This window comes from Micromonospora sp. DH14 (assembly GCF_029809455.1).
GTDB lineage: Bacteria > Actinomycetota > Actinomycetes > Mycobacteriales > Micromonosporaceae > Micromonospora > Micromonospora parva.
In genome coordinates this window covers 1-18,995 of sequence record NZ_JARVKT010000039.1, presented here as the reverse complement: position 1 = coordinate 18,995, position 18,995 = coordinate 1, and the positions used below count along the sequence as shown (strand labels likewise).

14 protein-coding genes are annotated in these 18,995 nt (G+C 72.8%); 9 read left to right on the top strand and 5 right to left on the bottom strand.

Annotation, left to right across the window (positions count from 1 at the left end; genetic code table 11):
* The first annotated feature begins 12 nt into the window (after positions 1-12).
* The gene (locus tag QCZ28_RS30615; RefSeq protein ID WP_279519862.1) at positions 13-675 is read left to right on the top strand and encodes an HAD hydrolase-like protein; all 663 of its coding nucleotides are present in this window, start codon (positions 13-15) and stop codon (positions 673-675) included.
* Here the strand turns inward: QCZ28_RS30615 and QCZ28_RS30610 are convergent.
* Entirely contained in the window at positions 656-1,309 is a 654-nt protein-coding gene (locus tag QCZ28_RS30610) for a response regulator transcription factor (protein WP_030329744.1), read from the bottom strand. The two genes, QCZ28_RS30615 and QCZ28_RS30610, sit on opposite strands and share 20 nt — an antisense overlap.
* A 97-nt stretch (positions 1,310-1,406) precedes the next feature.
* On the bottom strand, positions 1,407-2,711 hold the full coding sequence (locus QCZ28_RS30605) for a sensor histidine kinase (protein ID WP_279519861.1): 1,305 nt from the start codon (positions 2,709-2,711) through the stop codon (positions 1,407-1,409).
* Positions 2,712-3,081: 370 nt separating this feature from the next.
* Between QCZ28_RS30605 and QCZ28_RS30600 the strand changes: the two genes are divergently transcribed.
* The 6 genes from QCZ28_RS30600 (at position 3,082) to QCZ28_RS30575 (ending at position 9,769) form a co-directional block, all read left to right on the top strand.
* Positions 3,082-3,852: a redox-sensing transcriptional repressor Rex gene (locus QCZ28_RS30600; RefSeq protein WP_030329747.1), complete on the top strand. Its 771-nt coding sequence runs from the start codon at positions 3,082-3,084 to the stop codon at positions 3,850-3,852.
* The gene (locus QCZ28_RS30595) at positions 3,849-5,246 is read left to right on the top strand and encodes a glutamyl-tRNA reductase (RefSeq protein WP_030329748.1); all 1,398 of its coding nucleotides are present in this window, start codon (positions 3,849-3,851) and stop codon (positions 5,244-5,246) included. The genes QCZ28_RS30600 and QCZ28_RS30595 overlap by 4 nt, the downstream gene beginning before the upstream one ends.
* On the top strand, positions 5,243-6,211 hold the full coding sequence (gene hemC, locus QCZ28_RS30590; protein ID WP_279519860.1) for a hydroxymethylbilane synthase: 969 nt from the start codon (positions 5,243-5,245) through the stop codon (positions 6,209-6,211). The genes QCZ28_RS30595 and hemC overlap by 4 nt, the downstream gene beginning before the upstream one ends.
* Positions 6,208-7,788: a uroporphyrinogen-III synthase gene (locus QCZ28_RS30585; protein WP_124819086.1), complete on the top strand. Its 1,581-nt coding sequence runs from the start codon at positions 6,208-6,210 to the stop codon at positions 7,786-7,788. Before hemC ends, QCZ28_RS30585 begins: the two co-directional genes overlap by 4 nt.
* A 20-nt stretch (positions 7,789-7,808) precedes the next feature.
* Entirely contained in the window at positions 7,809-8,792 is a 984-nt protein-coding gene (gene hemB / locus QCZ28_RS30580; RefSeq protein ID WP_279519859.1) for a porphobilinogen synthase, read from the top strand.
* A gap of 401 nt (positions 8,793-9,193) precedes the next feature.
* Positions 9,194-9,769: a helix-turn-helix transcriptional regulator gene (locus QCZ28_RS30575; protein ID WP_279519858.1), complete on the top strand. Its 576-nt coding sequence runs from the start codon at positions 9,194-9,196 to the stop codon at positions 9,767-9,769.
* A 68-nt stretch (positions 9,770-9,837) separates the two neighbouring features.
* Here QCZ28_RS30575 and QCZ28_RS30570 read toward each other — a convergent pair whose 3' ends face one another.
* The 3 genes from QCZ28_RS30570 to QCZ28_RS30560 form a co-directional block, all read right to left on the bottom strand.
* Positions 9,838-13,116: a lamin tail domain-containing protein gene (locus tag QCZ28_RS30570; RefSeq protein WP_279519857.1), complete on the bottom strand. Its 3,279-nt coding sequence runs from the start codon at positions 13,114-13,116 to the stop codon at positions 9,838-9,840.
* 91 nt (positions 13,117-13,207) lie between these two features.
* Positions 13,208-14,224 (bottom strand): GNAT family N-acetyltransferase, encoded by a 1,017-nt coding sequence (locus tag QCZ28_RS30565; protein ID WP_279519891.1) that lies wholly within the window; start codon positions 14,222-14,224, stop codon positions 13,208-13,210.
* 72 nt (positions 14,225-14,296) lie between these two features.
* Positions 14,297-15,661: a lytic murein transglycosylase gene (locus tag QCZ28_RS30560; RefSeq protein ID WP_279519890.1), complete on the bottom strand. Its 1,365-nt coding sequence runs from the start codon at positions 15,659-15,661 to the stop codon at positions 14,297-14,299.
* A gap of 55 nt (positions 15,662-15,716) precedes the next feature.
* On the opposite strand from QCZ28_RS30560, the gene QCZ28_RS30555 reads away from it, so the two are divergent.
* Positions 15,717-15,932: a zinc ribbon domain-containing protein gene (locus QCZ28_RS30555; protein WP_279519856.1), complete on the top strand. Its 216-nt coding sequence runs from the start codon at positions 15,717-15,719 to the stop codon at positions 15,930-15,932.
* 152 nt (positions 15,933-16,084) lie between these two features.
* The gene (locus tag QCZ28_RS30550) at positions 16,085-18,925 is read left to right on the top strand and encodes an adenylate/guanylate cyclase domain-containing protein (RefSeq protein WP_279519855.1); all 2,841 of its coding nucleotides are present in this window, start codon (positions 16,085-16,087) and stop codon (positions 18,923-18,925) included.
* Positions 18,926-18,995 lie beyond the last annotated feature (70 nt).

Genomic DNA, 18,995 nt, shown 5'->3' with positions numbered 1-18,995 from the left:
TATGGTGCTCTGATGACCCCTGCGCCCCCGCACCTCGTCTGGGACTGGAACGGCACCCTGCTCAACGACCTGAGCCTGGTGGTGTCCGCCACCAACGTCGTGTTCACCAGCCTGGGCGGGCCGACGGTCACCCCGGACGAGCACCGGGTGCGGTTCCGCAGGCCGATCGCCGAGTACTACGCCGAGGTGCTCGGGCAGGCCGTTGACGACGACCAGTTCGGCCGCCTCGACAAGATCTTCCACGACGCGTACCGCACCGGGCTGACCACCTGTGAGCTGGCCGCCGACGCGCGTGCCGCGATGGCCGCGTGGCCGGGCAGTCAGAGTCTGCTGTCCATGTGGTTCCACGAGGAGCTGGTCCCGACCGTGCACACGTACGGGTTGACCGGCCACTTCACCCGCGTCGACGGGCTGCGGGCCACGGTCGGCGGCGGCAGCAAGACCGAACCGCTCCAGCGGCACCTGGCCGAGCTGGGCGTGGACGGCGCCTCGGTGGTGCTGATCGGCGACTCCATCGACGACGCGGACGCCGCCGTGGCGGTCGGCGGCCGGGCCGTGCTCTACACCGGCGGGTTCACCGACCCGGCCCGGCTGCGCGCCTCCGGCCACCCGGTGGCCGACACCCTCACCGACGCTGTCGTCCTCGCCCGGGAGGTCAGTTCCGCAGGTAGGTGAGGACGGCCAGCACCCGCCGGTGCTGTTCGGTGTCCGGCGGCAGGGTCAGCTTGGTGAAGATGTTGCGCACGTGCTTCTCCACCGCGCCGTCGCTGACCACGAGGGCGCGCGCGATGGCGGTGTTCGAGCGCCCCTCGGCCATCAGGGCGAGCACCTCGCGCTCACGGGGGGTCAACTCGCGCAGCGGGTCGTCGCGGCGACGCCGGGCGAAGAGCTGACCGACCACCTCCGGGTCGAGCACCGTGCCGCCGCCCGCCACCCGGCGCAGCGCGTCCAGGAACTCGTCGATCGCCGCCACCCGGTCCTTGAGCAGGTACCCGATCCCGCCGCCGGCGCCGCCGGTGGTGGCGAGCAGATCATCGGCGTACGAGACCTCGACGTACTGGGACAGCACCAGGATCGGGGTACGCGGCACCAGCCGGCGCGCCTCCACCGCGGCCCGCAGCCCCTCGTCGGTGTGCGACGGCGGCATCCGGACGTCGACGATCGACACGTCGGGCCGGTGCTCGACCACCGCCTCGACCAGGGCGTCACCGTCCCCGACGGCGGCCACCACCTGGTGCCCGCTCTCGGTCAGCAGCCGGACCAGCCCCTCCCGGAGCAGGACGGCGTCGTCGGCGATCACGATGCGCATGGCTGTGTTGTCTACCACGTCCGGCCCGTCGGGACCGCTCACAGCATTTCCTTTGTTCGCGACTGCGGGGCTCGCAAACCCGGCTCACTCCTCGCGCTCACAGGGGCAGCTCGGCGCGGATCTCGGTGGGGCCGCCGGCCGGGCTGACCACCACGAGTTCGCCACCGGCGGCCCGGACCCGGTCGGCGATGCCGGCCAGCCCGTGGCCCTTGGCCAGGTGCGCCCCGCCCTGCCCGTCGTCGCCCACCCGTACCTGCAGGTGGGTGCCCTGCCGGACCACGGCCACCGTGGCCTCCGTGGCCCGGCTGTGCTTGGCGACGTTGGTGAGCGCCTCGGACACCACGAAGTACGCGGTGTTCTCCACCGCCGGGTCGAGCCGCCCGGAGGGGGTGCCGAGCTGCGGGTCCACCTGGAGCTCGATCGGGATCAGCCCGCGCCCGGCGAGCGCCGCCAAGGCGCTGGGCAGACCCCGGTCGACCAGGATCGGCGGCGCGATGCCCCGGGACAGCGCCCGCAGCTCGGCCAGCGTGTCCCGGGTCTGGGTGACCGCCTCGTCGATGGTGCGCCCGGCCGCCTCCGGGTCCGAGGAGAGCTGCATCCGGGCTCGGCTGAGGTCCATGGCCAGCCGGACCAGGCGCTGCTGGGGCCCGTCGTGGATGTCCCGTTCCAGCCGGCGTAGCGCGGAGGCCTCGGCGGACACCGCGGCCCGCTTCTGCTCCTCCAGCACGGTGATCCGGTCGCGCATCTCGGCCACCCCGGTCAGCATGGCCTTGGCGAAGCTGGCCTGCAGCAGTGCGCAGCCCCGCACCACGATCGGCAGGGTGATCAGGAAGAACACCCCGAGCGCGGTGTACAGGCCGATCCGGGCGGTGGTCGAGTCGCCCAGGCCGAGCAGCTGCGCCAGGTCCTGGTCACCCTCGCCGTCGGCCCGGGGCAGCGCCCAGTCGTACGCCCAGTAGAGCGAGCCGGTGATGGCCGCGGCCCACCAGGACACCGTCACCACGAAGGTGCCCACCGCCGTGATCAGCCGCAGGATGCCGTGTGCCAGGTCGAGCCAGGACTGGGCGTCCCGGATCGGCACGAAGATCCGCCGCCAGGCGTTCGCGCCGGCCTCGGGCAGCCGGTAGTGCGGCCGGATCCGGGGTTGGTGGAGCACCGCGGGCAGCCGCAGCCGCTCGACGTCGGCCATCCCACGGGCGGCGTACAGGGTGCCACTGAGGATCGGTAAGCCGATCACCGTGACCACCAGGCCGATGCCGACCGCGAGGCCGACGACGAGGAGGACGAAGCTGGCCACCGCCAGGGGCAGGCCGAGCACCACGTACCCGGAGTCGACGAAGAGTTGGCGGGGGATGCTCGGTGCCAGCGTCGGTCGGTCGCTGGTGGCGGCAACGGCGGTCATGCCCAAAGGCTAGGCAGCCGGGCCCGGTGTCCCCATCCCGAAACCCGGCCTCTCCTCCGTAGTGCTGCCCCTACCACCGCCGGGACGACCCGGGACAGGGCCGGCGCGGGATTGGTCAGAGAAGTCGGGATTGAGCAATAATCGCCCCGGCGGTGAGCGGACCAGGCCGTTCAATCGATCTTGTGGGATGGAGGTGCTGGTGCTGTCGCGCCACGCAGCGGCAAGATCGCGATTTGTGCACGTCTTCACAAGCGCCTACGCTGTGACTCCGACGCGCCCTGCTAGCACAGCCGGCAATCTCGGTCGCCAGCGGGAGTCCACAAACGGCCGACCAGCGGAGTTGGCCGAGGATCGCACCGCACGGAGTCTCATGAGTCAGCACCGTCACCCAGGCGCGCCCGGCCGCGCCGGTGCCGTACCGGCGCTCCCGGACCTGCCCGAGGCGACCGTCGCTCGGCTCCCGGAGTACCTGCGCGCGCTGCACAACCTGGCCGACACCGGGCACGAGACGGTCTCCAGCGAAGGCCTCTCCGCCGCCGCCGGGGTCAACTCCGCCAAGCTCCGCAAGGACCTCTCGCACCTCGGCTCATACGGCACCCGGGGCGTCGGCTACGACGTCGCGCTGCTGATCGAGCAGATCGAGTATGTGCTCGGGCTCACCCAACGCCGGGCTGTCGCCCTGGTCGGCGTGGGTAATCTCGGTCACGCTCTGGCCGGCTACGACGGCTTCGCCAGCCGAGGCTTCCGGATCGCCGCACTGCTCGACGCCGATCCCTCCCGGGTCGGTGAGGAGATCAACGGCCTGGTGGTCCGGCATGTCGACGACCTGCCGACGGTCGCCGCCGAGGAATCCCTGGCGATCGGCGTGATCGCCACCCCGGCCGCCGCCGCCCAGCAGGTCGCCGACCAACTGGTCGCCGTCGGCGTGACGAGCATCCTCAACTTCGCGCCGTGCGTACTCTCGGTGCCGGAGGGGGTCGACGTGCGCAAGGTCGACCTCGCCATCGAGCTGCAGATTCTGTCCTTCCACGAGCACCGCAAGGCGTCGCTGACCGCGCTGCCCGCCACCGGCGGGTCCGCTCTCACCGCCCTGCCCGGCGGGTTCGCGGCCACCGACACCCAGGAGGCGATCGGCACGTGAAACTGCTTGTCGTCGGCGCGTCCTACCGGACCGCCCCGGTCGCCACGCTGGAGCAGCTGGCCGTGCCCCCCGCCGACCTGACCCGCACCCTGGACCGCCTGGTCGCCCAGCCGTACGTGGCCGAGGCGGTGATCGTCTCCACCTGCAACCGGGTGGAGGTGTACGCCGCCGTGTCCGGTTTCCACGGTGGGCTCGGCGACATCTGCGCCGTGCTGGCCGAGCAGGCCGGCAGCTCGCCGACGGCGCTCGCCAGCCACCTGTACGTGCACTACGACACCGCTGCCGTGGACCACGTCTTCCGGGTCGCCACCGGTCTGGACTCGATGGTGGTGGGCGAGGCGCAGATCCTCGGCCAGCTGCGTGACGCGTACCACTGGGCCACCGGCGCCGACTCGGCCGGCCGGCTGCTGCACGAGCTCATGCAGCAGGCGCTGCGGGTCGGCAAGCGGGCACACGCCGAGACCGGCATCGACCGGGCCGGCCAGAGCGTCGTCACCGCCGCGCTGGAGCTGGCCGCCGGGCACTTCGACGGCGACCTCGTCGGCCGACCGGCCCTGGTGGTCGGCGCTGGCGCGATGGGTTCGCTCGGGGTGGCCACGCTGTCCCGGCTGGGCGCCGGGCCGCTCATCGTCAGCAACCGGGGTGCCGACCGGGCCGTCCGCCTCGCCGAGTCGTACGGGGCGAGCGCCGCGCCGATGACCGAGCTGGCCGACACCCTCTCCACAGTGGACATCGTAGTGGCCGCCACCGCGTCCACTGAACCGGTCCTCACCCGGGCGGTGGTCACCACGGCGCTGGCCGAACGCGACCCGGCCCGGGGCCCGCTGGTCCTGCTCGACCTGGCCGTCCCGCGCGACGTCGAGGAGGGCGTCGCCGAGCTGCCCGGCGTCGAGGTGATCGACATCGACCGGATGGCGGGGCTGCTCGCCGACGGTCCGGCGGCCGCCGACGCCGCAGCCGTCGAACGCATCGTGCTCGGCGAGGTGGAGGGCTTCCTCACCTGGTTGCGCGGCGCCGACGTGGCGCCCACCGTGGCCGCGCTGCGTGGCCGGGCCGACGACGTGGTCAGCGCCGAGCTGCGCCGGCTGGCGCAGCGCCGCCCCGACCTCGGCGACGACCTGCGGGCCGAGGTGGCCCGCACCGTGCACCGGGTCGTGCAACGGCTGCTGCACCAGCCCACCGTCAAGGTCCGCCAGCTGGCCGCGGAGCCCGGCGGCGACCAGTACGCCGCACTGCTGCGCGAGCTGTTCGACCTGGAGGTGCCGCAGACCTCGCCGGTCGACACCGTCCCCGACGTGCTGACCCCCGACCTCGGCCTGGCGCTCCCCGGCACCGGCCCGGTGTCCGCTGCCGACACCGCCGAACCGACCCCACCAACCGGAGGTGCGCGATGACCGCCCCCCTGCGCCTCGGCACCCGGGGCAGCACCCTGGCGATGGCCCAGTCCGGCCAGGTCGCCGAGGCGGTGACCGCCGCCACCGGCCGCCCGGTCGAGCTGGTCGAGGTGGTCACCGCGGGCGACCGCTCCACCGCGCCGGTGCACCGGCTGGGCGTCGGGGTGTTCGTCTCCGCCCTGCGCGACGCGCTCACCGCCGGGACGATCGACTTCGCGGTGCACTCGTACAAGGACCTGCCCACGGCCGGTGCCGGCGGGCTGCACATCGCGGCGGTGCCGGCCCGGCAGGACCCGCGCGACGCGTTGGTGGCCCGCGACGGCCGCACCCTCGCCGAGCTGCCGCCCGGCGCCACGGTGGGCACCGGCGCGCTGCGCCGGATCGCCCAGCTGCACGCCCTCGGCCTGCAACTGGAGGTCACCCCGATCCGCGGCAACATCGACACCCGCCTGGGGCGGGTGCTCGGTCCGGACGCCGACCTCGACGCGATCGTCCTGGCCCGGGCCGGTCTGGCCCGCATCGGCCGGACCGACGCGATCACCGAGACGTTGGACCCGATGCTGATGCTGCCCGCCCCCGCCCAGGGTGCGCTGGCCGTGGAGTGCCGGGTCGACGACCAGGACCTGGTCGGGCTGCTCGCGCTGCTCGACCACGCACCGTCGCGTGCCGCGGTCACCGCGGAACGCGCGTTTCTGGCAACCCTGGAGGCCGGGTGCAGCGCACCCGTCGCCGCCTATGCCGAACTCGCCGAAGGCGAGACCGGCGATGAGATCTACCTGCGCGGGGCGGTGATCAGCCCGGACGGCACTCGTGACCTCCGGCTGTCCCGCACCGGAACGCCCGCCGACGCGGCGGAGATCGGTAAGGCACTCGCCGCCGAACTCCTCGACCTCGGCGCCGACTCGATCCTCGGCCACGAAGGACACACCGGCCCGGGGACCCAGCAATTTGGGAGCACAGAATGACCCGCACCCGTAAGCCCGTCGGCCGTATCGCGTTCGTCGGGGCTGGCCCCGGTGACCCGGGCCTGCTGACCCGTCGGGCCCACGACGCCCTGGTCGACGCCGACCAGGTGATCTACGACCGGGGAGTCCCCGAGTCGTTGCTCGCCGTCGTGCGCGCCGAGGCCAGGGACGATGCCGAGTTCACCCCGGCCGAGGGCGCGCCGGGGGACGTGGCGAAGGTGCTGATCTCCGCGGCCCGCTCCGGGCTGAACGCGGTGCACCTGGTCGCCGGCGACCCGTTCGGGCACGACTCGGTGGTCAAGGAGGTGCAGGCGGTGGCCCGCACCGCCGCCCACTTCGAGGTGGTGCCGGGCGTCGGCCAGGCCGAGGGTGTGGCCACCTACGCCGGGGTCCCGCTGCCGGGTGTGCGTACCGCCGCCGACGTCGAGGACGTCAGCGCGCTGGACTTCGAGGCGCTGGCCACGGCGGTCGGCCGGGGCTCGCTCGCGCTCGCCGTGGACGCCGGTGACCTCGCCGCCGTCCGGGACGGGCTGCTCGCCGCCGGGGTCGACGGCACCACCGGTGTCGGGGTGACCGGCGACGGCACCGGCGAGACTCAGTACACGACCACGTCGACGGTGGACAGCTTCGTGGCCGCCGCGCTCGGCTTCACCGGCCGGGTGGTGCTCACCGTCGGTGTCGGGGTGGGGCAGCGCGACAAGCTGAGCTGGTGGGAGAACCGCCCGCTGTACGGCTGGAAGGTGCTCGTACCCCGCACCAAGGAGCAGGCCGGCGCGATGAGCGCCCGGCTGCGCGCCTACGGGGCGATCCCGTGCGAGGTGCCGACCATCGCGGTCGAGCCGCCGCGCACCCCGGCGCAGATGGAGCGGGCGGTCAAGGGCCTGGTCGACGGCCGGTACGCCTGGGTGATCTTCACGTCGGTGAACGCGGTCCGCGCGGTCTGGGAGAAGTTCGCCGAGCACGGCCTCGACGCCCGGCATTTCGGCGGCGTCAAGATCGCCTGCATCGGTGAGGCCACGGCGGACGCGGTCCGCGCGTTCGGCATCCAGCCGGAGCTGATCCCCGCCGGCGAGCAGTCCTCCGAGGGTCTGCTGGCCGAGTTCTCGCCGCACGACGAGATCCTCGACCCGGTCGGCCGGGTGCTGCTGCCGCGCGCCGACATCGCCACCGAGACGCTCGCCGCCGGGCTCACCGAGCGCGGCTGGGAGGTCGACGACGTGACCGCGTACCGGACGGTGCGGGCCGCGCCGCCGCCCGCCGAGATCCGCGACGCGATCAAGTCGGGTGGCTTCGACGCGGTGCTCTTCACCTCGTCCTCCACCGTGCGCAACCTGGTCGGTATCGCCGGGAAGCCGCACGCCCGGACCGTTGTTGCCGTCATTGGGCCCAAGACGGCGGAGACCGCGACGGAGTTCGGCCTGCGGGTCGACGTCCAGCCGCCGCACGCCTCGGTGCCCGACCTGGTGGAGGCGCTCGCCGCCTACGCCGTCGAGCTGCGCGAGAAGCTGGCCGCCATGCCGGCCAAGCAGCGCCGTGGCTCGAAGGTTCAGGGCCCGACCGCCCTGCGCTTCCGGTAGTCGTTCGAGGAGGCCCTTCCATGTCGTACCCCGAGATCCGGCCCCGCCGGCTGCGCCGCACCCCGGCGGTCCGCCGCCTGGTGTCCGAGACCCGGGTCGACCCGGCCGAGCTGGTCGTGCCGATGTTCGTCAAGGAAGGGCTCACCGAGCCCCGGGCCATCTCGTCGCTGCCGGGGGTGCTCCAGCACTCCCGGGACTCGCTGCGCAAGGCGGCGGTCGAGGCCGTCCAGGCCGGTGTCGGCGGGATCATGCTCTTCGGCGTACCGGAACAGCGGGACCCGACCGGCTCCGGTGGCATCGACCCGGACGGCATCCTCAACGTCGCCATCCGGGACGTGGTCGCCGAGGTGGGTGACGCCACCGTCGTGATGAGCGACCTGTGCCTCGACGAGTTCACCTCGCACGGGCACTGTGGGCTGCTCACCCCCGACGGCGATGTCGACAACGACTCCACCCTGGCCGCGTACGCCGAGATGGCGGTGGCCCAGGCCGCCGCGGGGGTCGGCATGGTCGGGCCGTCCGGGATGATGGACGGCCAGGTCGGCGTGGTACGCCGGGCCCTCGACGCCGCCGGGTACCAGGACGTTTCCGTGCTGGCGTACGCCGTGAAGTACGCCTCCGCGTTCTACGGCCCGTTCCGTGAGGCGGTGGAGTCGGCGCTGGAGGGCGACCGGCGCACCTACCAGCAGGACCCGGCCAACCTGCGGGAGTCGCTGCGCGAGGTCGCGCTCGACGTCGCCGAGGGCGCCGACCTGGTGATGGTGAAGCCGGCGCTGCCCTACCTCGACGTGGTGTCGGCGGTGCGGGCCGCTGTGGACGTCCCGGTCGCCGCCTACCAGGTCTCCGGCGAGTACGCCATGGTCGAGGCGGCCGCCGCCAACGGCTGGATCGACCGGGAGCGGGTGATGTTGGAAACCCTCACCTCGATCAAGCGGGCCGGCGCGCAGGTCATCCTCACCTACTGGGCCGTCGAGGCCGCCGGTCTGCTGCGCCAGCGTTACTGAGCGGCCCCGCTCGCGACCATGGGCTGACCGCGCCCCAGTCGTGGCGCGCGGGGGGACGCAGGCACCGGGCGTGACCTTGACGACTGGTCCCCCGATGCCCTCTCGTTTGGCAGATCGCTAATCCCGACGCGGTCTCGTCCGGTAGATCCCGGGCCTTGACACCTCCGTGCCTACCTTTGCTCTGCACCCGCGGATGCGACGGCTACGGACCGTGACCGGTGCTTATCGGGGTGCAGAGCAAAGGCGATTGGTTAGAGGTTTGGTCTCTGCTCCCTTGCGATGAGGACGTGCTGCCTACCACCCTGCGGCGACGGGCGTCCGGTTGTCCACAGGCCCTTCCGTTGTCCACAGGCCCGCCAAACGGGACTGCGAGGAACGGAGCGAGCCGGGACGGTGGCGGCATGGACGACTCACCGACATCCCCGGATGCAGGAGCCACCAGCGCCGCCAGCTGGATCTCCGACGGTTGGAACCCCAGCGTCGTGCAGCGGAAAGTCATACTCAGCGAGCCCTCCGACACCCCGTGGCCGGTCGTTGGCATCGTCCGGGCGGTCCGTCGTCACGCCGACCTGAGCCAACGTGAGCTGGCCCGGTGGGCGGGGGTGCACCACGCGACCATCGGCCGCATCGAAGCCGGTCGGACGGCTCCGAGCATTGAGCTGCTCCGCCGGATCATCGGGGTCGTCGGATGTCGGCTGGCCGTCGTCGACGAGTTCGGCCGGGTGCTCAGACCGATGCGGGACTGGGAAGACACACGTGACGGTGCGGGCCGCCGCTACCCGTCGCACCTGGACACCATTCTCGACCCCGAGCCGGGGGAGTGGTGGGCGGACATCTACGGGCTGGCCCGCCCGCCCGAGACGTTCTACCGCAACCGGGAGGTCCGGGACGCGATGCGTCGGCGCAGCCAATGGGAGGTGCGGGTAGCCAGGCACCGCGGTGACCCGCCGCCGCCACAGCGATGGCGGTACCCGTGACGCAGGATGGACGACGGCCCGCCGTACCCCATTCGGGACGGCGGGCCGTCGTCGACCACCTTCCACGATCAGTCGTCGTTGGTGATCGTTCCAGTCGCGAGTGGGTCGGCCAGCCGCAGGCCGGGCACGCCTGCCACCAACAGCGTCAACCTCTCGTCCGCCTCCCGCTTGCGGTCACCGCGCACCGTCACCGGGAAGGCCACCGACGTCTGCCCGGCGGCCAGCGCCGTGCAGCCGGCGTACGGGTCGAAGTCCGAGCCGGCCTGCGCGGTGAGGCCGACGGTGGCCGCGCAGAGCAGCACCGGCTGCGACAACGGCCGCGACACGGTGGCGGTGAAGGTGAGCTGCCGGGTGCCCTGGTCGCCTTCGACCACCGTCGCGTCGGCCACTGTCAACGACGCACGGGACCGGAACCGGGCCACCTGCGGGTCGTGGTCACTGGAACCACGTGACCCGTCGCCGGTGAACTCCGCCGGCCAGTCGGCGTTGATGTGCGCCGCCCGCACCTGCACCAGGTCGCCGTAGAACGCGTCGTTGACGAACAGGTGGTCCAGCGTCTGCGCCTGCCCCTCGAAACTGTACGAGTAGGCGGAGGACGGCACCTCGGCGACGAGGTTGTCCCACAGGTTGTGCAGACCCGCCTCGTACAGCGGGGCGAGCTGGTCCGACGGCGTGGGCTGGTCACCCGTCGCGATCGGATCGTCCGGGCGGGGGAAGACGTTCAGGTCCCCGCCGTAGACCACCCGGGCGGACCCGTCGGCCGCCTCGATCGCGGTGACGATCGCCGCACCGTAGCGCGCCTGCTCCCGCCGCTGCCCGACCCGGCTGTCCGGCCCGGACGAGTAGTGGTTGCTGAGCGCGTACAGGGTGAACCGCTCGGCGGAACCCGGCGCGGCGGCAACGCTGAACTTGCCCAACTGCGGGGCACGGGTGAAGACGTTGTTCCCGTCCCGGCCGGTCGAGGTGTCCACATCCGACGGCAACACCGCGTTGAGGGCCTTCGGGTTCTGCACGTCGGCGTTGGCCGGCAGGCCCGGAGCCCGGTACTGAACGGTCGGTGCCGAGCCCAACAGCGGGTCGTTCGCCGTCGCGGCGGCCAGCGACACCCGGTCCGTGCGGTACAGGAACGCAGCGGTGATACCGCGGGCGTCCGCGCCGGTGCGGTCATACGCAGCGGCGTACGCGGGCCCACCCGCCGCCGCCACCGTGAGCGCCAACTCCTGGATGCTGTCCGGAGCGCCGTCGGCGTTGTTGGTGTCGCCGCAGCTCAACGCGGCCCCGGAGACCGTGCAGATGTCCTGATCCTCAGCCTCCTGAACCAGGATCAGGTCCGGCGCGTGTAGATCCTTGACGATCTGGTCGGCGAGCGCGGCCAACTGCTCGCGGTACTCCGCCTCGCTGCCCGGGACGTAGTCGAACGGCGGGGTGACGCCCGGGCAGCCGGCGTTACCGGTGAAGTCGCAGCCGTCGAACGGGTCGTCCCGGTAGTCGTACAGGTTCTCCACGTTGTAGGTGGCCACCGCCACCTCCTGGGACCGGTCGGCCGGCTTGGGCGGGTTGTTCTTCGACGGGTCGGCCCCGGCGGCGAACTCCGCCCGCTCGACCTGGACGCCGTACTTCTCGAACGAGTAGTAGACCCCGCCCACCGCGTCCGCCCGCAGCGTGTCGAAGGTGTGCGCCGGCGGGAGCAGCGCGGCGCTGTCCCCGGCGGTGGCCTTCACGCCCATGCTGCCGAGCAGCGTCCGCTGGCCGTTGCCGTCGTCGAAGCGGCGGGTCGGGTCGTTGTCCAGCGGGTGCGAGTCGCGGAAGACCCGCCGGGAGTACGGGTCGGCGCGGTCCAACAGCGGGTCGTCACGGTCGACCACCCACAGCTCCGCGTCGGCGGTGGAGGAGAAGACGTCCCGGCCGCTCACCGCGCCGCTGCCCGCGCGGACCCGCATCCGGGAGCCCTCGTGCCGCTCCCAGAAGCGCTGCGCGTCGGTCAGCACGGCCGGCGGGACCGCGTCGGTCACCGCGACAGCCGTGTCCACGGCCAGGCCACCGCCGATCCGGCGGACCAGCGACGCACCGGAGAGCTGGGTGAAGTTGTAGTACTCCGACACCCGGGCCCGCAGCACGACCTCGTCGCCGACCGTCGGCACGTAACCGCCGATCAGCGAGGTGAACGCGCCCATGAACACGAAGATCCCGTCGGAACTGGTCGGGTCGCCGTCGGTGTCACCAACGCGGCTCTGCAGGAAGAACCCGTGCTGATCCGCCCCGGCCGAGGTGCGGGCCAGGGTCAACTGGGTGATCACGCCGCGGACGTCGTACATCGTGCTGCTCGTGCCGTTGCCGCTCGCCGGCGCGAGCGGTGACCGGTCGGCGGGCCCGGACTCGGTGTCGGTGGTCGGACCCTGCACCTCGCCGACGGTCAGCTCCCGGGTCACCTGCACGGCCAGCGCGCAGCTGGCGGTGCCACCGCCCGCGTCGGTCGCGGTGAGGGTGACGGTGTACGCCCCGGCGGCGAGATCGGCGCTCACCCCGACAGTGGCGCGGGCGGTGCCGCCCACCCCGTCGGCCGGGGTGAACGCGGTACGGGTGATCGAGCCGGTGGTCGGCGTCGGGCTGACCGCTGTCACCGCCAGGTCGACGATCGTGTCGTCCGGGTCGGTGCCGGTCACCTCCCGGCTCGCCGCCGTGCCGGCGGCGGTGACAAGTGCGCCGCCGCAGGTCAGCGTGGCCGGTACGTCGACCGGGCCGCCGTCGTCGACGGTGTGCGCGCCCAGCCCGTCGAACGTGTCGACGGGGAAACCGGCCCACTGGGCGGCGGGGTCGAACGCGTCCGACGGGTCGGTGTCACCGGCGGTCACGTTCGGCATCCGGCGCAGGGTGTTGTCAGCGGTGCTGGTGACGCCGGCACCCCACTCGGTGCCCGGGTCGACGCCCACCTGCCCGATCGAGTCGAGCACCGTGCTGCCCCGGCGCAGCACGATCGCGTCGTCGCCGTTGAAGAGGCTCGCCCCGGTGGTCTGATCGGCCTGGGCGAGGACGGCGGACCCGGCCGAGGCGCTGGCGAACACGAACGCGTCGCCGGCCGCGACGCTGCCGGTCAGGGCGATGGTGGTCGCCGTGGTGGAGCCGTTGAAGTAGAGCTGCAACTGGTAGCCGCCGGCGGTCAGGTCGATGGCGGAACCGGTGCCGTTGAACAGCTCGATCGCCTTGTTGTTCGACGAACCCTCGACGTACTCCGAGATGAACAGGTCGGTGGGCGCGGCGCTGGCCGCGGTGGGTGCGACGCCGAGCGCCGTGACAGTCACGGCGACGGTGGCGGTCGCGAGCGCGGCGATTGAGCGGCGCGGGCGCATAGGGCCTCCACGATGGGTGGACGGGGTCAACGCACGTTAAGGTGCGCGACTGTCCACCGTCCATCCCCTAATGGACAGTTTCGTGAATTCCTCACCGTGGCGGATCGAGGCGGTGCACCAGCTCAGCGACGTCGACGCTGTATTCGCACCAGTCCCGGTCCGGCCGGTAGCCCAGCTCCGCGTTGACCTTGAGCATGGCCTCGTTGGCCTGGGCGTTCCAGGTCTGCACCTCGATCAGCTCCGGCTCGGCGGAACGCAGCTCCAACAGCATCCTGGCCTTGATCGCCCGGTCGATGCCGTAGCCCCGGTGATCCTGCGCGACGATCGTGTCGTACTGGTCGGCGCGGGTCGGGTGCTGCGCCGGCACCACCACCTCGGTCAGGCCGGCCACCTCGCCGCTCTGCTCGTGCCGGGCGAGCACGATGTACGGCTTCATGCCCCGCCGGTGCAGCGTGTCGAGGCTGTCGCGCAGCCGCTCCGGGTCGTACGAGCTGGGGCGCAACTCGCCGTCGTCGACGTCGCGCACCTCGGCCTTGGCCCGCGCGTACGCCTCGAGCAGGTCGTCCGGCGGCCCGCCCGGGAAGAACTCCACCTGGTAGCCCGCGCTGATGCCGGTGGCCATCTCGGCCAGCTCGGCCCAGTCCACCGCGGTCAGGTCGAGCACGCTGCGGGTCTCCACGTACTCCCGGTTGAAGCCGAGCGACTCGTAGAACCCGACGGCGGGCGTGTCGCCGACGACCTCGACCCCGATCGACTGGAAGCCCTCCTGGTAGACCCGGCGGGCGGCCCGCAACACCAGGTCACGGCCGAGGCCGGTGCGCCGCACGGACGGGTGCACCAGCACCTCGAGAACACCGATGTCACCCAGAAGGAGGACGTGCACCTGGCCGAGCACCTCGCCCGTGTTGCCCGCAGCGGTCGGCTCGGCCTGGGCGATCCAGGAGATCCGCCGCTCGCCGGGCATCACCTCGGCGAGGTATTCCCGCAGCGAAGTCTCCCGCCAGGGCGGGTCCTGCGGCAGATCAGCCGCCAGGACCGCGTTCAGCGTGGCCAACAGCGACGCGATCTCGGCGGACGACGCGGTCCTGGGGTCCCACTCGCGCACCATCACCCGTCTAGCTTGCCGCTAACAGAGGCCTGGGGGAAGTGTCCAGTTCTCCAACGTATCGAGACGATCACTTCATGACCGACTGGCCCGTCCGTACCGGTTCGCGGTGTCGTAGACGTCCTGGGCGTAGCGCCGTACATCGTTGTAGGAGAGGATCGCGTTCCACCAGTCGCCCGGGATGCTGAGGTTCCGACCGCCCTTGCAGAGGTAATTTCCCGCTGCCAGGGCGGCGTCGTCCAGATCGTGCGGGTCCTTGCGGCCGTCGTTGTCGGCGTCCGCGCCGATCTCCTGCCAGGTGGTCGGGATGAACTGCATCGGTCCGATGGCGCGGTCCAGGGTCCTGTCCCCGTCGAGCGCGCCGCCATCGGTGTCGATGATCCGCATCCGACCCTCCTTCCCGTCCAACGGCAGCCCGATGATGGGGGGCAGCGCCTTGCCGTCCTGCCCCAACCGCGCGCCGTTGGCCGAGCCGTGCCCCGATTCGACCTGACCGATCGCGGCCAGCGTGGTCCAGCTCAGCGCACAACTGCGGTTGGTCTGGGCGAGGACCAGCTCGGCGTAGCCGTACGCCTGCATGGCGATCGCGGGGACGCCGACCTTGGCGCCGACCTGCTGCGCCCATCCGGCCAGGGCGTCCGACGGCCGGCCGCCGGTCACCGTGCCGGGCGGCAGCCCGGTGCCGGGCAACCCGCCGCTGGGCAGTGGGATGGTGGGCAACGGCCCGGTGGGTAGTGGGCCGGTGGGCAGGCCGGACGGTGCCGCCGTCGGTGCGACGGCGCCCGGCGCGGCCGAGGCGTCCACCGCCACCGGACGCGGTGCGCGGATCGTGGCCGGTACGAGCAGCGCTCCCGCCGCGGCGGTCGCCGCCACCAGCGCCAGCAGGAAGACGCCGGGCAGGGTCAGCCGACCACTGGGCCGGCCGGCCCAGGCCCGGGTCGCCCGCGCGGCGGCTGCCGCCGCCTGGCGCGGTGGCACACGTACCGCGTGCGCGAACTGCACCCGCCGCCGCCGACGGGCCGGGCCGGACGCCGGCACCGCCGGCAGCTCATCCACAGTGGTCTTCGCCAGATCCGTCGCACCGGCGGTGGCTCCGGTCTTCGCGTCGTCGGCCTTCGGCGTCTCGGCCTTCGCAGCCTCGGCCTTTGCTTCCTCGGCCTTGACCGTTTCGATCTTTGCGTCAGCGGGGTTGGGCGTCGCCGCCTTGGCCGCCTCGGTCCTGGGGGCCTCGGTCTTGGCCCCGGGCGTGGTCGGCGGGGTGGGCACAGTGGCCGGTGGCGTGGCCGCCGCGCCCTTCGAACGTCCGCTCAGCCAGGGGCGGCGCGGGCGGGGCACCGCGCGCACCGGATCGGGCGCGGCCCCCGAACCTTCGAGTGGCCCCTCCAGCGGCGCGGCCGGTCGTAACGGTTGCACACGCGTGTCGTCCTCGCCGTCCACCACCTGTCGAGTATCACCCATGCTCCGCCAACCGTCAGATCCACGTACCCTGGGTGGCATGCCCCGGTACGAGTTCCGCTGCCGCGCCTGCGGCGACACCTTCGAGGTCAACCGTTCGATGGCGGCGGCCGGTGAGCCGGCCAACTGCCCACAGGGACACGCCGACACGGTCAAGCTTCTTTCCGCGGTCGCGGTCACCGGCCGGGGCGGTGCCGCCGGTGGTGCCCCGGCCCCCGCCGCCGGTGGCTGTTGCGGCGGGGCCTGCGGCTGCTGATCGGGCCGATTCGCCGCCGCCTGATGGTCCGGCCTTGCCGGGAGCGGGTCCGAGTGGCACGTTGAGGCGGCATCTGCCCGGCCGTTCTCACGATGCGTGATCGCTCGAATTCAGGCAGCATGAACCCGACGTCACGGGCGGAGGTTCCTCGCATGTCGCCACGGATCCAGCTCCCGAGCGGTTGGGTGACCTTCGTGTTCACCGATATCGAGGGCTCGACCCGGCTGGCCCAGCTGCTGGGTCCGGACTACCGCCCGGTGCTCGCCGAGCATCGACGGTTGCTGCGCCGCACGCTGGCCAGCACCGGTGGCGCGGAGCTGCTGACCGAGGGCGACTCGTTCTTCCTGGCCTTCGAGGACGCCACCGCGGCGATGACCGCGTGCCTGACCGCCCAGCGGGCACTGGCCAGCCACGACTGGCCCACCGCCGAGGCCGCGCCACGGGTGCGGATGGGCCTGCACACCGGCTACGCCGAGCCGCGCGACGGCGAGTACGCCAGCCCCGAGGTGCACCGGGCCGCCCGGGTGGCCGCCGCCGCGCACGGCGGGCAGGTGCTGTGCACGGCGTCCACCGCACGTCGGGCCGAGCCGATGCCGCCGGGTGCGACACTGCTCGACCTCGGTCTGCACCGGCTACGCGGCTTCGACGACCGGGAACGACTGTTCCAACTGGTCGCCCCGGGTCTGGAGCGGCAGTTCCCCCGACCCCGCACCGCCGACGCGGTGGCGCACAACCTGCCCACCCAGGTGACGTCGTTCGTCGGTCGGCAGGCCGAACGCATCGAGCTGGGCCTGCTGGTGCGGCAGCACCGCCTGGTCACCGTGCTGGGCGCGGGTGGCGCGGGCAAGACCCGGCTCGCTGTGGAGTTGGCCAGCGGAGTCGTCGAGGCGTACCCGGACGGGGTCTGGTTCGTCGACATCGCCTCGGTGACCGACCCGGGGCTGGTGGCGTTCGCCATCGCCGCCGTGCTGGGCCTGCGTCCCGAGCCCGGCCGGCCGATGCTGGACACGCTTGTCGAGTACGCGGCCAACCGCCGGATGCTTGTCGTACTGGACACCTGCGACACCCAACCGGCCGCCTGCGCGGAGGTGATCGCGCGGTTGCTGTCCGGCGGGAGCGGCGTGCGGGTGCTGGCGACAAGTCGTGAGTCGTTCAGCCTGCCCGGCGAGGTGGTGTGGCGGATTCCGCCGCTCTCGGTCGACCCGCGCGCCGACGGTGCGGAGAGCGACGCGGTGGCGCTGCTGCTGGACCGCACGGCGGCGGCGCGCGGCGGGCGGCAGCCGGACCCGGCCGAGTCCGCCGACCTGCGTCGGGTGGTGCAGCGGCTGGACGGCCTGCCGCTCGCCATCGAGTTGGCCGCCGCCCGGCTGCGGGTGCTCTCCGTCGGCCAGCTCGCCGAACGGCTGGACGATGTCCTCGGCACCCTGGACGCCGGCCGGGAGGACCCCGATCCGCCGCCGGTGGAGCGGGGCTGGTCCGGCAACCAGCAGGACACCGTCGACCTGGTCGCGGCGGCGGCCGGGGCGTCGCCGCCCACCCCGGCGAGCCGGGCGGTGCAGCGCTCGGCCACCGAACGGCATCTGACCATGCAGGCCACCGTCACCTGGTCGTACCGGACGCTGGGCCCCCGGGCCGCCCACCTGCTGCGGTGGCTGGCGGTCTTCGCCGGCCCGGTGGATCTGGAGACGGTGGAGTGGCTGCTGGGTGACGATCCGCTGGACCCGCTCTCGGTCCTGGTGGACAAGTCGATGGTGTTGGCCGAGCCGCGGGCCGCCGGCAGCACCTACCGGATGCTCGACCCCATCCGGGCGTACGCGGCGCGGCGGCTGGCCGAGGCGGGTGAGGAGCAGGCCGCTCGGGACCGGCACGTGGCCTGGTCGGCCCACGCGTTGGACCGGGCCCACCTGGGTCAGGACGGCCGGCCGGTGACGCTGTCGTTGTATTCGCTCGACCCACTGGCGGGGGAGCTGCGCGCCGCGCTGCGATGGTGCGCCACCGGCGGCAGCGCCCGCGCCGGTCTCGGTCTGGCGGGCGGGCTGGACCAGTGGTGGCTGGAGCGGGGCCTGGCCCGGGAAGGGCGGCTGTGGCTGTTCCGGCTGTACGGGCGGATCGCGGAGACGGGGGAGCGGATCCCGGAGGCTGAGCTGGCGGCGGCGTACCACATGCACTCGTTGCACGCGAGCGCCGACGGCGAGTTCGCCGAGGAACTGCGCTACTCCCAGCGGGCGGAGGCGGCGGCCCGGCAGGCCGGTGACGCCGGTCTGCTGGCCCGGGTGCTCGCCGGCCGGGCCGCGCCGCTGGTGGACATGGGGCAGTTCGTCGAGGCCGAGCGGGTGTGCCGGGAGGTCATCGACTGGGCGCACGGGCAGGACGTGGTCGGCGAGGCGCTGTTCGCGGTGTTCAGTCTGGCGGAGCTGCTCTGGCGGCGAGGTGCCCTGGAGGAGGCGGCGGAGCTGTTGGGCGCGGTGCGTCCGGTGGAGGCGGCCCGGCCGGTGGAGCGCGGCCGGCGTTCGGTGGACATGTTGCTCGGGATGGTCGCGTTGGCCCGTGGCGATGTGATCGCCGCCCACGAGCACCTGCTGGTGGCGTTGCGTTCGCGGATGGGCCACGGCTACCACGGCCGGGCGTGTGACACCTTGAACGCGGTCGCGGTGCGGTGTGCGATCGGCGGGGAGCGGTTGACCGCCGCCCGGCTGTTCGGTGCCGCGCAGGCGACCCGGGCGAGCATGCGGGCCACCCCGGGGATCTTCGGCGGTTACTGGGCCGAACAGCAGGGGGAGTTGCGCGCGGTGCTGGGCGACGCGGCCTTCGACGACGCGTACGGCGAGGGTGCCGAACTGGGGCTGGACGAGGCTGCCGCGCTCGCACTGGACGTGGAACACCCGGACCTCGCGGCGGATTCGACCCGTTTCAGTACGGGCCTGTCCCAGCCGACCCCGCGCCGTCCCGTCGACCCCGATCGCCACCCAGCCACCCGCACCGAAGGCGCCTAACCCCCACCCCGTTGTTGATCATGAAGTTATTGCCATGACACGCCGGTGCGAGTGGCAATAACTTCATGAT